The sequence below is a fragment of the Azospirillum sp. A26 genome, assembly GCF_042604635.1.
Lineage (GTDB): Bacteria > Pseudomonadota > Alphaproteobacteria > Azospirillales > Azospirillaceae > Azospirillum > Azospirillum palustre.
In genome coordinates, this window is record NZ_CP170477.1 from 1 (window position 1) to 15,763 (window position 15,763).

The 15,763-nt window shown below is 70.5% G+C and carries 8 protein-coding genes; 5 read left to right on the forward strand and 3 right to left on the reverse strand.

Annotated elements, in window-relative coordinates:
- Window positions 1-1,461, forward strand: coding sequence for a carbohydrate-binding domain-containing protein (locus tag ABNQ39_RS35025; protein WP_376967371.1), 1,461 nt, complete (start codon window positions 1-3; stop codon window positions 1,459-1,461).
- A 45-nt stretch (window positions 1,462-1,506) separates the two neighbouring features.
- On the opposite strand, the gene ABNQ39_RS35030 is transcribed toward ABNQ39_RS35025, so the two are convergent.
- Both ABNQ39_RS35030 and ABNQ39_RS35035 read right to left on the reverse strand, forming a co-directional pair.
- Complete coding sequence (locus ABNQ39_RS35030) at window positions 1,507-3,015, reverse strand: HlyD family type I secretion periplasmic adaptor subunit (RefSeq protein ID WP_376967373.1); 1,509 nt, start codon at window positions 3,013-3,015, stop codon at window positions 1,507-1,509.
- A gap of 15 nt (window positions 3,016-3,030) precedes the next feature.
- On the reverse strand, window positions 3,031-5,313 hold the full coding sequence (locus ABNQ39_RS35035) for a type I secretion system permease/ATPase (protein WP_376967375.1): 2,283 nt from the start codon (window positions 5,311-5,313) through the stop codon (window positions 3,031-3,033).
- A 288-nt stretch (window positions 5,314-5,601) separates the two neighbouring features.
- Between ABNQ39_RS35035 and ABNQ39_RS35040 the strand changes: the two genes are divergently transcribed.
- From ABNQ39_RS35040 to ABNQ39_RS35050, 3 genes are all read left to right on the forward strand, one after another.
- Window positions 5,602-6,609 (forward strand): hypothetical protein, encoded by a 1,008-nt coding sequence (locus tag ABNQ39_RS35040; protein WP_376967377.1) that lies wholly within the window; start codon window positions 5,602-5,604, stop codon window positions 6,607-6,609.
- A 224-nt stretch (window positions 6,610-6,833) separates the two neighbouring features.
- Window positions 6,834-8,102, forward strand: coding sequence for an MFS transporter (locus tag ABNQ39_RS35045; RefSeq protein ID WP_376967379.1), 1,269 nt, complete (start codon window positions 6,834-6,836; stop codon window positions 8,100-8,102).
- A 198-nt stretch (window positions 8,103-8,300) separates the two neighbouring features.
- On the forward strand, window positions 8,301-9,539 hold the full coding sequence (locus tag ABNQ39_RS35050) for a glycosyltransferase (RefSeq protein WP_376967381.1): 1,239 nt from the start codon (window positions 8,301-8,303) through the stop codon (window positions 9,537-9,539).
- 248 nt (window positions 9,540-9,787) lie between these two features.
- Here ABNQ39_RS35050 and ABNQ39_RS35055 read toward each other — a convergent pair whose 3' ends face one another.
- Window positions 9,788-14,458, reverse strand: coding sequence for an Ig-like domain-containing protein (locus ABNQ39_RS35055; RefSeq protein ID WP_376967383.1), 4,671 nt, complete (start codon window positions 14,456-14,458; stop codon window positions 9,788-9,790).
- A gap of 473 nt (window positions 14,459-14,931) precedes the next feature.
- Here ABNQ39_RS35055 and ABNQ39_RS35060 point away from each other — a divergent pair, with 473 nt between their 5' ends.
- Window positions 14,932-15,738, forward strand: coding sequence for an SGNH hydrolase domain-containing protein (locus tag ABNQ39_RS35060; RefSeq protein ID WP_376967385.1), 807 nt, complete (start codon window positions 14,932-14,934; stop codon window positions 15,736-15,738).
- The last annotated feature ends 25 nt before the right edge of the window (window positions 15,739-15,763 follow it).

Below are 15,763 nucleotides of genomic sequence, written 5' to 3' on the forward strand. Positions count from 1 at the left end.
ATGGCGAACAGCACCTACACCGGCCGGGGCGAGACGGTCGTCGTCATCGACAGCGGATGGTCGCCGACCTGGGACTCCGCCGCGCGCATCGTCTATCAGCACGACTACGCCAACAACGACGCCGATGCGCGCAACCCCAACGCCGACACCCATGGCGCCCTGGTGACCTCCAGCATCCTGTCGCAGGCGCCGGACCTCAACATCGTCGCGCTGAAGGTGATCCCGGACGGCACCTCCACCGCGTCGGGGGCGGCCATCGAGCAGGCGCTGCAATGGGTCGTCGCCCATGCCTCCGACTACAACGTCGTCGGCGTCAACCTGTCGCTGGCCGGCGGCTCCGCCACGTCGGAGATGACGACCCTGCTGTCGGACGAGCTGGCGAGCCTCGCCGCCAAGCGGGTGCTGGTGTCGGCCGCCGCCGGCAATGCCGGGCAGAACGGGACGGCGACCGACGTGTCCTATTTCGCCGCCGACCACAACACCATCTGCGTCAGCGCGTCGGGCGGCGACGGCACCATGCCGGGCTGGGCCCAGCGCAATCCGGGCATCACCGACCTCTGCGCCGACGGCACCGACATCCGGCTGACCGATCTGGCCGGGCGGACGGTGACGGCCAACGGTTCCTCCTTCTCCGCACCCTCGGTGACCGCCGCGGTGGCGCTCGCCCAGCAGGAGGCCATCGCGCTGCGCGGCAGCGCCCTGACCCAGGACGAGTTCCTGTCGCTGGCGAAGCAGACCGGCACGCCGATCGCCGGCACCGGCTACACCGACCTCAACACCCAGGCGCTGCTGGCGAAGATCGGCCAGCTCTATGGCACGACGGCGACGCCGACGGTTCCCGACCCCACCCCTGGCCCCGGCGCTCCGGCCACCGCCACGGCCGCCATCCTGGTCAACGCCAAGGGCACCGCGGCGGCCGGCGTGAACGCCCATTTCACCCTGCTGGTCGACGGCCATGCGGTCGGCAGCGCCACGGTGGGTGCCGCGGCCAAGAACTATGCCTTCACCGCCACCGTGTCGGCCGACAGCGCCCACAAGGTGCAGATCCAGTACGACAATGACGGCTTCGCCGGCGGCCAGGACCGCAACCTGTTCGTCAACAGCGTCAGCGTCAACGGCCACAGCTATGCCGCCACCGACGCCGCGGTGACCTACGACAAGGGCGCGCTCGACGGGCACGACGTGGTCAAGGGCCAGAGCGGCCTGTGGTGGAACGGCACGCTGGTGGTCGCCGCCGACAAGAGCCTGTTCGGTGTACAGGCCCCCGCGCAGGCGCAGGTGGCGGAGCTTCAGGCCGGCGACCTGCTGGGTCACGCGGTGTCGGCCAATGCGGCCACATACGGGACGGACGCGCATGAGACGGCGGATGTCGCCGGCTGGACGCCGGACCTGCTCCCGGCCTTCCAGTATGCCGACCATGGCCTGTACGCTTGGCACGACGCACACGACATGGCGGCGTAAAGCGGGCAAGAGCAAGCCCTCTCCCGCCCCGGGAGAGGGAGAAACTCACCGCTCGTGCATGGCCTCCTGGGCGCTGCGCGACAGGGGGGAGAGCAGGTAGTCGGCGATGCGGCGGCGGCCGGTCTTGATCTCGGCGCTGACCGTCATGCCCGGCTGCAGCCGCGTCTGCTTGCCGTCGACCTCCAGCGTGTCGCGGTCCAGCGCGATGCGGGCGGCATAGACCGACCCGGCCTCCGGCGTCTTCGCCGCGCTCTTGTCCGTCCCCTTGTCGGTTTGCTGCTGCTGTTGCACGGCATCGCTGGACAGCGAGGCGACGCGGCCGGGGATCAGCCCGTACTTGGTGAAGGAGAAGGCCTCCACCTTCACCTCGGCCACCTGGCCGGTCTGGACGAAGCCGATGTCCTTGTTGGGGATGAAGGCCTCGACCTCCAGCCGGCTGTCCTCCGGCACGATGACCATCACCGGCTGGGCGGTGGTCACCACGCCGCCCACCGTATGCACGGCCAGCTGCTGGACATAGCCGTCCACCGGCGCGGTCAGCCGCAGCAGCCCGACCTGCTGGTCGGCCTTGGCAAGCTCCTGCTCCAGCGAGGCGGCCTTGCGCTCGGCCTCGGCGAGGTTGGTGTAGAGCTGGCGGCGGAACTCGGCCTCGGTCTGGCGGCGCTGCTCGACGGTGGCGGCGATGGAGGCGTCGGACTCCGTCAGCTTGATCTTCTGGACCAGAAGCTCCTGCTCCTGCCCGACCAGATCCTGCTGGAGCTGGAGATACTGGAAGCGGGACGAGGTGCCGCGCTTCGACAGGTCGTACAGCGCCTCCGCCCGCTCGCGGATCAGCGGCAGGGTGGCGTTCAGCTTGGCGATGGTCTGCACCACGGTGGCGCGGTCGGCCTCGCGCCGGGCCTGCTCGCGGTCGAGTGCGGCCAGCTTGGCGCGCTGCTCTGCGATCTGGCTGGCGAGGAGCTGGCTCTGCATCCGCGCCAGTTCGGGCGACAGGCCGGCCGGGGCGGCGAATTCGGCGGCGGGGTTGCCGTTCACCACCTCCAGCGCCGCCCGCAGCCGCGCCGCCTCGGCCTTCGCCGCCGACAGGTCGGAGCGGATGCGGTCGCGGTCGGCGGCGGCCTCGGTCGGGTCCAGCTCGATCAGGGTCTGGCCGGCCTTGACCAGCTGGCCGTCCTCCACGGCGATGGCGCGGACGACGCCGGTCTGCATCGGCTGGATGGTCTTGGTCCGGCCGCTCGGCACCACCCGGCCCTGCGCCACCGCCACCACGTCGACATGGCCGAACCATGCCCAGGCGCAGGCGGCGGTGAAGGCCAGCATGATGACCGCGGTGAAGGTCCGCGCGGTGGGGGAGGGCGGCCGTTCCAGGATTTCCAGCGCATCGGGCAGGAAATCCATCTCGTCGCGGCGGCGTTTCTGCGGACGGCCCTGGAGTTTGGTCGGCGGACGCGGGCCGCCGGGCGTGCCCGGCGCGTTGGCCGGCGGCTTGATCCCAGGAGGGGTCGGAGCGGAGGTGGCAGGGGTGGTCTTCACCGCGGCGGTCGTCTTGCTCATGGCGTTCATTCCCCCTTAGCCCGCAGCCCGCTGTTCGATCAGCCCGTCGGTGGGCGGCGGGTTCGCACCCGGCAGTTGCCCCATCTGGCCACGGAACAGCGTGGCGTACCGCCCGCCGCGCCGCAGAAGCTCATCGGGCGCGCCGTCCTCGACGATGCGGCCGCGCTCCACCGTGACGATGCGGTCGGCGATGGCGACGGTGGACAGCCGGTGGGCGATGATCAGCACGGTGCGGCCGGCGCAGATGCGCCGCATGTTGGCCTGGATGATCCGTTCGGATTCATGGTCGAGGGCAGAGGTCGCCTCGTCGAAGATCAGGATGCGCGGGTTGGTGACCAGCGCGCGGGCGATGGCGATGCGCTGCCGCTGCCCGCCCGACAGGCTGGCGCCGCGCTCCCCCACCACCGTGTCGTAGCCGTCGGGCAGCTCGACGACGAAGTCGTGGGCGCCGGCCAGCTTCGCCGCGGCGACGACGCGGGCCATGTCCATGGTCGGGTCGGTCAGCGCGATGTTCTCGCGGATGGTGCCCGAGAACAGGACATTGTCCTGCAACACCACGCCGATCTGCCGGCGCAGCCACACCGCGTCGGCGGTGGAGAGATCGGTGCCGTCGACCATCACCCGCCCGCGCTCCGGCACATGGAAGCGCTGGAGCAGCTTGGCCAGCGTGCTCTTGCCCGAGCCGGACGTGCCGACGATGCCGACCACCTGCCCCGCCGGGATATGCAGCGACACGTCGCTCAGCGTCTCCGGCCCGTCATGGCGGTAGCGGAAGGTAACGTGGTCGAAGCTGAGGTCGCCCTTGATCGCCGGCATGGCGGCGCGGCCGGCGCTCTGCAACGGCTCGGGCGCCGTGTTCAGGATGTCGCCGATGCGGTGCATCGACAGCCGCACCTGCTGAAAGTCCTGCCACAGCTGGGCGATGCGCAGCACCGGCTGGACGACGCGGCCGGCGAACATGTTGAAGGCCACCAGCTCGCCCACCGTCAGGCTGCCCTCGATCACCAGCTTGGCCCCCAGCCACAGCACCAGCATGGTCGAGATCTTGGAGACGAACTGCACCGACTGGCTGGCGACGTTGTTCAGGTTGCCGGCGCGAAAACCCGCGCGGACATAGCCGGACAGCTGGTCCTCCCAGCGGCGCTGCATGCGCGGCTCGACCGCCATGGCCTTGACCGTCTCGATGCTCGACACCGTCTCGACCAGGAAGCTGTGGTTCTCGGCGCCGCGGGCGAACTTCTCGTCCAGCCGGCGGCGCAAAATCGGCGTCGCCACCAGGCTGATGGCGACATAGACGGGGAAGGAGGCGGCGACGATCGCCGTCAGCATCGGGCTGTAGACCAGCATGACGCCCAGGAACACCACGGTGAACAGCAGGTCCAGCACCAGCGTGATGGTGGAACTGGTCATGAAGTTGCGGATCGTCTCCAGCTCGCGCACGCGGGCGACGCTGTCGCCGACCCGGCGCGAGGCGAAATAGCCCATGGGGAGCGACAGCAGCCGCTGGTACAGCTTGGCCCCCAGCTCCACGTCCAGCCGGTTGGCGGTGTGGGCGAAGGTGTAGGTGCGCAGGCCGCCCAGCACCGCCTCGAACAGGATGACGGCCAGCATGCCGGCCATCAGCACGTCGAGCGTGCCCAGGCTGCGGTGCACCACCACCTTGTCGACCACCACCTGGAAGAACAGCGGCGTCACCAGCGCGAACAGCTGGATGAAGAAGGAGGCCAGCAGCACCTCGCCCAGGATGCCGCGGTATTTCCAGGCGACCGCGCCGAACCAGCGGGCGTCGAAACGCGGCTGGCCCATGCCCAGCGTGCCCTTGCGGCCCAGGCAGATCAGCCGGCCGGTCCACAGCGGCTCGAAGCCCTCGCGGTCGAGGATGCGGGTCTGGTTGGTCGCCGCGTCATGCACCAGCACGCGGTCGCCGCCGGCCTTGGCCAGCACCAGGAATCCGCCGTCGGGACCGGGGACCAGCGCCGGCAACGGCGTGCGCTCCAACCGTTCCCACTTGGTCTTCACCACCCGGGCCTTGGCGCCCAGCCGGTGGGCCTGGCGGACCAGCCCGGTCAGGTCGGGGGATTCGCCGCCGCAGGCATGGCGCACGCCGTCGTAATCGGCCGGAATGCCGAGGATGCGCAGCGCCGACACCAGCCCGGCGATGCCGGGATCGAGACGGGGGCCGGGGGGAGGGCCGGAATTGGGGTTCGGGCCAGGATTGGCTCCGGTTTGGGCGCCAGGGGGAGGGGGGGAGGGGTCCCGCGCCGGATCGGCCGGCGATCCGTCTCGCATCTGTTCCATGAAGGCTTCCCGGTTCCGAAACTCTAAGGGGTGGCGCCGAACGGCTGCGGCCAACCGAAGGTGAGCATCGGGTCCCCGCGCGGCCACCCGAACGATGGGGTACCCCGCATCGTTGCTGTTCGAAGGGAGGGGACCGAAGGGCCGCCGGACGCTCTTCCGTGGTTTCCCCTATGGTCCAATTTGACAGTCCGCTTTTCCTAGACCCGGTGCGGTGCTTGGGAGTACGCATGCAGGACAGCCGGGCCAGCGGGACCGGCGCCGTTTTCCCTACGCCGGACAGAAGCCGCCTTGTCGCCGATTCCCCAGCTCCTGCGCCTTCTGATCCTGCTGCTGATGCCCTTCTGGCTGTCGCTGGCGGTGGAGGGGCTGGGCCTGTACGGGTCGATGCCGTCGCTGCTGTCCAGCTGGCGCCGCCCCGCGGACGTGGACACCGCCACGGCGCAGCCGACCGGCTGGCGGGAGCGCGCCTATCTGGCCGCCAACCCCGACGTCGCCGCCGCCGTCCGCAGCGGACAGCTTTCCAGCGGCTACGCCCACTATGTCCAGCAGGGCCGCGCGGAAGGCCGCCGCGGCGGTTTCGTGGAGCAGGTGAAGAAGCCGGCGGAGGCGCAGCCCGCCGCAAGCCAGCCGGCTCCCGTTCAGGCTGCTCCCAGCCAGGAAACTCCGGCCCAGACGGCTCCCCCCCAACCGGCTCCGTCTCCCGCCTCCGTCCCGGCTGCCCCGCTGCCGGCGGCGAAGCCCGAACCGCAGGACGCCGCCCCCGCCCCGCGGACGGAGCCGGCGGTGGAAATCCTGCGCCCCGGCGTCAAGCCGGTCCCCGACGCGCCCGCCCGCCCGAATCCGATCCAGACCGTGGCGAGCACCGCGGCCCCTCGCCATGTGGAGCGCATCCGCACCGCCAACGGCGGCGACGGGCTGCGCGTCGTGATGGATTTCGACCAGGAACCGCGCTTCGAAACGCCGGTGCGCCGCCCCGACGGCCGGCTGGAGATGACGCTTCCCGGCACGCAGTGGCAGGCCCCGGCGGCGGGCCGCCTGCCGGCGACGGCGCTGGGCTACCGGGCGGAGCGCACCGGCAGCGGCACCCGCCTGCTGTTCAGCGACGAGGATGGCGGAAGCGACGGCAAGGCGGATGGCAAGGCGGATGGCAAGGGGGGCGCCAAGGGCGAAGCGGTCCGGCTTCTCGCCGTCTCCACCCTGGCCCCCGACAAGGACCGCGGCCACCGTCTGGTGATCGATCTGATGCTGCCTTCCATGGCGTCCTCCACGGCGAAGCCCGACCGCAAGAGCCGCTGAAACACCCGCTGGGCCAAGCTGTGCCGGCGGCGCTTGGCCGCGGCCATACCCCCATTGTCTTCGGGGTTGTGCCGTCCGGACGGATCGGTTAGCTGTCTGTCAGTCGTCAGTCACACTGGCCGTAAGCGTTCAACGTCAACCAACGCACTCAACGATCCCCAGCGGTCGGAGTGCGTTCGCTTGTCCGGAACGCGCGTCGACCGCGGACCAGTGTGGAGCACACCATGCGTCCCCAGCCGACACACGATCCGGCACGCGGCCAGCCGCAAGCCCCCTCGCAAAATTCCTCGCACGACAAATCGCCGGACCGGTCCCAGGCCCGCCTGTTCATCCTGGCCGCCATCCTGTTCCTCTCCTATCTCTGCGTCGCCATCTCCCTTCCGGTGACGCCGCTGTTCGTGACCCAGACCCTGGGTCTGGGCAATTTCTGGGCCGGGCTCGGCGTCGGCAGCGCCTTCCTCGCCACCATCCTCACCCGCAGCTTCGCCGGCAATTTCGTGGACGGCGGCGGCGCCAAGCCGGCGGTCGCCCGCGGACTGGCGCTCTACATCGCCGGCGGGCTGGTCTCGCTCGGCGCCGGCATGCTGCCGTCCCTGCCCTGGGCCGGACCCTGGGCGGCGTTCGCCGTGCTGGTGGCCGGGCGCCTGCTGATCGGGCTGGGCGAAAGCCTCGTCGGCGTCGGCGTGATCGCCTGGGGGATCGGCATCGTCGGGCCGCAGCGCTCGGGCAAGGTGCTGGCCCTGGTCGGGGCGGCGCTGTATGGCGCCTTCGCGGCGGGCGGGCCGCTGGGTCTCCTGCTGCTGGACGGCATCGGCTTCGCCGGCACCATGGCGGTCGGCGCCCTGCTGCCGGCGCTGGGGCTGCTGGCGATCCGCCCGCTGACGGGGGTCGCGGCGCATCCTGGCGCCAAGCGGCCGCCCTTCCGCAGCGTGCTCGGCCGGATCTGGCTGCACGGCGCCGTCGTCAGCCTGCAAGGCATCGGCTTCGCCGCCATCGGCGCCTTCTTCACCCTGCACTTCGTCCATGAATCCTGGCCGTTCGCCGGGCTCGGCCTGACCGCCTTCGGGGTCGGCTTCGTCCTTGTCCGCTTCGCCTTCGGCCATCTGCCGGACCGCATCGGCGGCCTGCCGGTGGCGATGGGGTCGCTGGCGGTCGAAGCGGTCGGCCAGCTGCTGGTCTGGAGCGCCGGCGACCCCACGCTGGCCCTTGCCGGCGCCTTCCTGACCGGGCTCGGCTGCTCCCTGGTTTTTCCCGCCATGGGCCGGGAGGTGGTGCATCTGGTGCAGCCGCATCTGCGGGCGACGGCGCTCGGCGCCTTCGCCGCCTTCCAGGACGTGGCCTATGGCCTGACCGGTCCGGTGGCCGGCCTGCTCGCCGACCGGGCCGGCTATGGCAGCGTCTTCCTGCTGGGCGGGGCCGCGGCGGCGGTCGGCTTCCTGACCGCGCTCCATATGCGCCGGACCCTGGTTGCCGCCAGCCCCCCGCCGGCCTGACGGCGATCTCGAGACGGCGACCTCAAGGCCGTTTCCGGAGGCCTGATCCGATCCCGCGAAACAGGGACAGGTTTGAAGCGTAAAAGGCCGGGGTTTCAGAGCGCCACACCGAAAGCGGGAAATTCCAGCGGCGCTTTTCCCTGGCGCCGTGGCATGATCGCCCCCCGCAGCCCTCTCCGCCGAACCGTGACGCCCTCCATGAAGATCCTGTTCATCCATCCCAGCTTTCCCGGCCAGTTCAAGGCTCTGGCGCCGGGCCTGGTGCGGCGCGGACACACGGTCCATGCCCTGAGCCGGACGATGGAGGTTCCGGCCGGCTGGGGCGGGGTCACCGTGGCCCTCTGCGCCCCGTTGCGGCCGCAGGCCTTTGGCGTCCATCCCTGGGCCGCTGAATTCGAAACCAACGCGATCCATGGCGAGGCGCTGTTCCGGCGGGCGCTGACGATGAAGGCGGAGGGCTATGTTCCCGACGTGATCGTCGCCCATCCCGGCTGGGGCGACAGCCTGTTCGTGAAGGATGTCTGGCCACAGGCCAGGCTGGGCATCTATTGCGAATATTATTTCCATGGAAGTGGCGCGGATGCCGGCTTCGATCCCGAATTCCCGGTGCCCGATGCCGGCGATCCATGCCGCCTGCGCCTGAAGAACGCCGTGAACCTGCTGCAGTTCGAGAGCGCCGACGCCGGCCTGTCTCCCACCCGCTGGCAGGCCGACGGCTTTCCCTCTCTCTTCCGCGACCGCATCACCGTGGTGCATGACGGCGTCGACACCGGGGCGGTGGCTCCCAAACCCGACGCCCGGGCCATCCTGAACGGCGCCCTCACGCTGACGCGGGCGGACGAGGTGGTGACCTTCGTCAACCGGACCCTGGAGCCCTATCGCGGCTATCACAGCTTCATGCGCGCCCTGCCGCGGCTGCTGGCCCGCCGCCCCCGGGCCCATGTGCTGATCATCGGCGGGGCCGGGGTCACCTATGGCACGCCGCCGCCGTCGGGAAGCTGGCGGGACATCTTCATCGACGAGGTGCGCGGCTCCATTCCCGACGCCGACTGGTCACGGGTGTTCTTCCTGGGCAACATTCCCTACGACCACTTCATTCCGCTGCTCCAGCTTTCCTCCGCCCACGTCTATCTGTCCTACCCCTTCGTGCTGAGCTGGAGCGTGATGGAGGCGATGAGCGCGGGCGCCGCCGTGGTCGGCAGCAACACCGCTCCGGTTCGCGAGGTCATCGAGCATGACCGGACGGGGCGGCTGGTGGACTTCTTCGACCATCGCGGACTGGCCGACAGCGTGGCCGACCTGCTGGCGGACCGGGCGGCGCGCGACCGGCTGGGCGCCGAGGCCCGCGCCTTCATCCGCGCCAACCACGATCTGCACAGCGTCTGCCTGCCGCGCCAGTTCGCCTGGATCGATGAGTTGGCGGACAGCCGGGGGTAAGCGGTCCGCCATATATTCATGAAATCATTATATATGATGATTAAATCATATCTTGGCTATGCCGCCTCCCTCCCGCCCGGATGGGAAGCACTGAGGCATTCGCGCAGCCCCATCGGCTGAGACGGAGACCTCCCAAAAAAAGGGCGGCTTGCCGCCGCCCCCCATGGGTCCAACACGATGAGTCCAACCGACATCCACCCGATGTCCACCGGCGGCCATGGGCTGCCGGTGGACAGGCGGGAGGGGGTTTACGCCGGAAGCTCCGTCCGCTGCCGGTTGGACAGCCCGCCGTCGCCCGCCGCCAGCAGGCCGGACGCCGTGCCCGACGAGGCATCGTGGAAGCCTCCATCGATGCCCTGCGCCTGCGACCCAGTCATCCCGGCCGCCAGCATGGTGACGGCGATGGGCGCCTCTCCGTTGGCGGCGGCCACGGCCTCCGCCGCGGTGGAGGTGCTGCGCTTGATGTAGGCCAGCTCGACCGCGGCGGCGCTGGTGCCGAACTCCGCGGCGATCTGCGGATTGCTCGCCAGATAGGCCGCCGGGTCGAAGGCGGTCAGCGACCGGTTCTCGGCGTAGCCGCTCTGGACATAGTGGATCTCCGCCGCCTGGACGTCGGGACCGAAGGCCTGGATCAGGTCCGGGTTGCTGGCGATGTAGCGCAGCGCGTCGAAGCCCTGGGCCGGCCGGCCCTCGGCCTGGCCATGCTCGATGTAGTGGCGGGCGGCGGCATCGGCATTGGTGCCGAAGGCGACCGCCAGATCGCGGTTGGCCGCGAGGTAATTGTAGCCGTCGAAGGTCGCGGCCCGCCCCTCGGCATAGCCGCTCTCGATGTAATGCCGGGTGCCGGCATCGGCGTTGGCGCCGAAGGCCGCCGACAGGTCCGGGTAGGAGGCGATGTAGGAGAGCCCGCTGAAGTTGGGGTGCCGGCCCTCGGCATAGCCGTGCTCGATGTAATGGCGGGTGGCGGCGTCGGTGTTGGTGCCGAAGGCGGAGATCAGCTCGGGGTAGGAGGCGGTGTAGGCCAGCGGGTTGAAGGTCACCGTCCGCCCCTCCGCCTGCCCGGCCTGGAGGTAATGCTGGGTCGCGGCGTCGGTGTTGGTGCCGAAGGCGGCGATCAGATCCGGATAGGAGGCGATGTAGGCGAGGGCGTTGAAGCCGGCCGGCAGCCCGCCGGCGGCCGGCGGGGTGGTGGAGGCGGGATCGGCCGCCGGGACCACCTGCAAGGCGATGCTCTGCGCCGCGACACCGCCATGGCCGTCGGCGACGATGTAGGCGAAGGACCCGGCATCGCCGGCCGTGCCGGTGGGCAGGAAGGTCAGCCCCGGTAGGTCGGCCGCCGTCAGGGTCTGGTTCGCCGTCACGGTGCTGCCGTCGGCCATCCGCACGATGCCGCCGCCGGGCAGGCCGGCCACCGTCACCGTCAGCGCGTCGCCGTCGATGTCGGCGGGGGCCGCGATGCCGAGCGACACCGCCGTCCGGTCCTGGGCGCTCACCGTCTTGTCGGCCTGCACCGTCGGAGCATGGTTGACGGCCGGCTCAATGACGGGATCCACGACCGGATCCGGCGAAGAGGTGACGGGCGGCGGCGGGGGAGGCGGCGGCGGGGGAGGCGAGACGACCGGCGCGGCCTCCACCGTCAGGGCGACGCTCTGGGCCGCCGTGCCGCCATGGCCGTCGGCAACGCTGTAGGAGAAGGCCCCGGCGTCGCCGACCGTGCCGGACGCGGTGAAGGTCAATGCTGCGAGCTGGGCGGCGGTCAGGCTCTGGTTCGCCGTCACCGCCGTGCCGTCGGCCAGCCGGATGGTGCCGCCGGCGGGCAGGCCGGTCACCGTCACGGTCAGGGCGTCGTTGTTGGCGTCGGTCGGGGCGGCGATGCCAAGCCCGACCGTGCCGCCGGCCTGGGCCGTCATCGTCTTGTCGGCTTGCGCCACCGGAGCGGCGTTCACCGTCAGGGCGACCGTCTGGGCTGCCGTGCCGCCATGGCCGTCGGCAACGCTGTAAGCGAAGGAGCCGGCGTCGCCGACCGTGCCAGCCGCCGCGGTGAAGGTCAGGGCCGACAGCTGGGCGGCGGTCAGGCTCTGGTTCGCCGTCACCGCCGTGCCGTCGGCGAGCGCCAGCGTGCCGCCGGTCGGCAGGCCGGTGACCGTCACGGTCAGGCTGTCGTTGTTGGCGTCGGTCGGAGCGGCGATGCCCAGAGCCACCGGGGTGCCGGCCTGCGCCATCACCGTCTTGTCGGCTTCCGCCACCGGAGCGGCGTTCACCGTCAGGGCGACCGTCTGGGCTGCCGTGCCGCCATGGCCGTCGGCAACGCTGTAAGCGAAGGAGCCGGCGTCGCCGACCGTGCCAGCCGCCGCGGTGAAGGTCAGGGCCGACAGCTGGGCGGCGGTCAGGCTCTGGTTCGCCGTCACCGCCGTGCCGTCGGCGAGCGCCAGCGTGCCGCCGGTCGGCAGGCCGGTGACCGTCACGGTCAGGCTATCGTTGTTGGCGTCGGTCGGAGCGGCGATGCCCAGAGCGACCGGGGTGCCGGCCTGCGCCGTCACCGTCTTGTCGGCTTCCGCCACCGGGGCGGCGTTCACCGTCAGGGCGACGGTCTGGCCGGCGGTGCCGCCATGGCCGTCGGTGACGGTGTAGGCGAAGGAGCCGGCATCGCCGGCCGTGCCGGCGGCGGCAGTGAAGGTCAGGGCCGACAGCTGGGCGAGCGTCAGGCTCTGGTTGGCGGTGACGGCCGTGCCGTCGGCCAGCTGGATGGCGCCGCCGGCCGGCAGGCCGGTGACCGTCACGGTCAGGGCATCGCCGTCGGCGTCGGTCGGGGCGGCGATGCCGAGAGCGACCGTGCCGCCGGCCTGGGCCATCACCGTCTTGCCGGCCTCCGCCACCGGGGCGTTGTTGGCCTGAACGATGGTGACGCTGCCGCCGCTGCCGACCTGGAACTGGCTGGCCGCGAAGCTGCCGGTCAGCGTCACCGCCAGATCGTTGCCGACCCGCAGGGTGGTGGACGTGGCGCCCGTCTCGATCTGCATGGTGCTCAGGTCGGCACCCGTCATCACCAGCCGGTCGCCGACGGCGGCATCGGCGATGGTGACGGCGCCGGTGGTCCCGGCGGCGATGCGGATGACGTCGTCGCCGCCATTGCCGGTGACGGTCGCTCCGGCGCCGACGGTCAGGTCGTCGGCCCCGGCGGTGCCGGTCAGGGCGACCCGGCCGAAGCCAGTGGCGCCGGACAGATCCACCGAGGCTCCTGTGCCGGACGCCGTCACGGCGAGCGCGTTGCCGTTGCCGGAGCCGGTGCTGGTCAGGGCCAGCCCGGCCAGCTGCGAAGCGGCGAGCGTCAGGGTGGCGTTGCTGCCGGTCACCTCGATGGCCTCGATGCCGGACATCGCCACCCCGGACAGGTCGGCGCTGCCGGCAATGCGCAGGGTGTCGGACGCCGCACTGCCGGCGATGACCTCGAAGCCGGCCGCCTGGGCGCCGGTCAGGGTGACGTCATGCGCCTTGCTGCCGGTCAGCTCCAGCCGCTCCACCCCGGTCAGCGTCATCCCCGTCAGGTCGATCGCGGGGGAGGCGACGGCGGTGTAATATTCCAGATCGTAGCCGTTGTAGCTGGTCAGGTCGTCGGAGCGGATCTCCAGCGTGTCGGTGCCCTCGCCGCCGTCGAAGCTGACGGTGCCGGCATCGTACTGGCTGACCACGATGTAGCGGTCGTTGCCGGCCTCGCCGAAGATCTGGTCGGCCTGGGCCTGGCCATAGCTGCCGGCGCTGACGATGCCGGCGAGGATGGTGTCGTCGCCGTCGCCGCCATGGATGGTGTCGCGTTCCCAGTCGCCCTTCAGCAGGTCGTTGCCGTCCCCGCCATAGATCAGGTCGGCACCGCCGCCGCCGGCCACCGTGTCGTTGCCGGCGTCGCCGTGCAGCTCGTCATTGTCGGCGCGGCCATAGATCAGGTCGTTGCCGCCGCCGCCGAAGACGGTGTCGTTGCCGTCGCCGGCCTCCAGCGTGTCGTTGCCGGCCCCGCCATGCTCCAGGTCGTCGCCGCCATGGCCCCAGAACCAGACGGCGGTGTCGCCGGCGATCAGGCTGTCGGCATGCTCCGATCCGACCCAGCGCTGGATGTCGACGAAGGTGTCGCCCGCCGCTTCGCCGGTGTTGTTGGCGCCGTTGGTCAGGTCCAGCGTGATGCCGGTGGTGGCGTTCTCGTAGGTGACGATGGTGAAGCCGTTGCCGCCGACATAATGGTCGGCGCCAAGCCCGCCGTTCAGCGTGTCGCCGGCCGACTGGCCGCTGTTGCCGCCGCCGACCAGCGTGTCGTCGCCCAGGCCGCCGATCAGGCTGTCGTTGCCGGTGCCGCCGACGATGCTGTCGTTGCCGGCCCCGCCATTGATGGTGTTGCCGGTGTCGTCGCCGATCAGCGTGTCGTCGCCGTCGCTCGGCGTGCCGGTGTAGGCCAGCCGCTGGACCCAGGCGCCGGTGTCGGAGACGGGCAGGGCCGCGGCGATGGGCCCGGTGGTCACGTCGAGGTCCCAGGAGGCGCCGAGCGACGGATGGCCGACCGGATGGCTGGCGGCGGCGACGCGGGCGCCGGTCGCCTGGGCGAGCGCCTGGGCGAACCGGCCGCCGTCGGCGCCGGTGTCGCAGGCATGGATCAGGATCTCGGTGCCGGGGGCCTGCGGCCACGCCCGTCCATCCGCCTCACGGCCGGACAGCGCCGCGATGTCGAGCCGGCCGGCACCCAGCCGGACCGCGCCCGGCTCGCCATGGGCCAGCAGATGGATGGCGGCGGGACGGTCGGCGAGTGCGTCGGCAAGCGCCGCCCCGCCATCCTCATCGGCCGCGACCCGGACGATCCGGACATCGGGCCGGCAACGGTCGAGCAGCAGATCGAGATCGTCGAGCCTGGCGTCCGCAATCAGTACGTCGCGCACGGATGATCCTCCTTGATGGCGGCAGGGCAGAGAAACCGGCAGAGGAGCTGGAACAGGGCAGTCCATCGGCCGTCGGTCCACACCGCACTCCGGTGATGATTATTGAGGCCGAACGGCCGTATTCACCCAAATGTGAGGAGGAAGACGCCGCTAACAACTCAATAAAGCGGAGTATCTCCGGCAAGAACGGGGGAGAGTTGCAGTTAAATAAAAAGAAGGCAGGCTCATACGCAGGCGGGTATTTCGTCTTTTCTCCATACCACCCAGAGCTATTCCAAAAAATCCGCCTTCTGATAGGGAACCTTTTTTCCCACACGAGAAAGTGGTAGCGTATTTCCAGCCGGAGGCCTGGTCCGGAACCGCCACAGGGCGGACCGCGACAAGGGAAACCGAAATAAAGAGGGGCCGCGACAAGGCTCCAAGGTTCAGCGGCGCAATATCCAGCCCCACCCCCATCGGGGGTTGCACAGACAATGCCCCCCGTAGCACATCGCCGGTCCTGGACGCCGATCCGCAACCCGGATCGTTGGCTTCTGCCGGGATGCCGGTATGGTGATCGGCAAGACAGGCAGAGGCGGGCGATGCACAGCTGGTATTTCGTCGGTGACAGTCATGTTCAGGCTTTCGAGATTGCCGCCACGCTCGGTCTGCTCCGCCGCCCGTCCCGGTTCCTCATCGTCCCCGGCGCCACGGCCGTCGGCCTGCGCAATCCTGAAAGCCACACCCAGGCCATCGCCCATTTCCGGGAGGCGCTGCTGCCCGCCCTGCCGGACGTCGTGCCGGTCCTCCAGCTCGGCGAGGTCGATTGCGGCTTCGTCATCTGGTGGCGGGCGCAGACGCTGGGCGAGTCGGTGGAGGCACAACTGGCAGAGTCCATAGAGGCTTATGCCTGTTTCATCGACACGCTGACCGATGCCGGCTACCGCCGGATCGTGGTGACCGGAGCCGTTCCTCCCACCATTCCCGATGGACATCGCCAAGGTGCCGTGGCGCGCGCCCGCCACATGGTGACCGCAAGCCTGCGCGACCGCACCGAGCTGACGATGCGCTACAACCGGCTGCTCGCGGCGGAGGCGGCCCGGCGGCGACTCCCCTATATCGACCTTTCCGCCCATGTCCTCGATCCCGGAACCGGCCTGATCGCCGACGCCTACCGCAGCCCCAACCCGCGCGACCACCATCTGCATCCGATCCGGGGCGCCCACGCCTGGGCCGAGGCGATCAATGGCTTGGAGAATGGCCTGGAAGCCCGGTTGGACAGGCTGCCGGCAGAGTGCTGACATCCTTGCACTGACGGCGGACCAG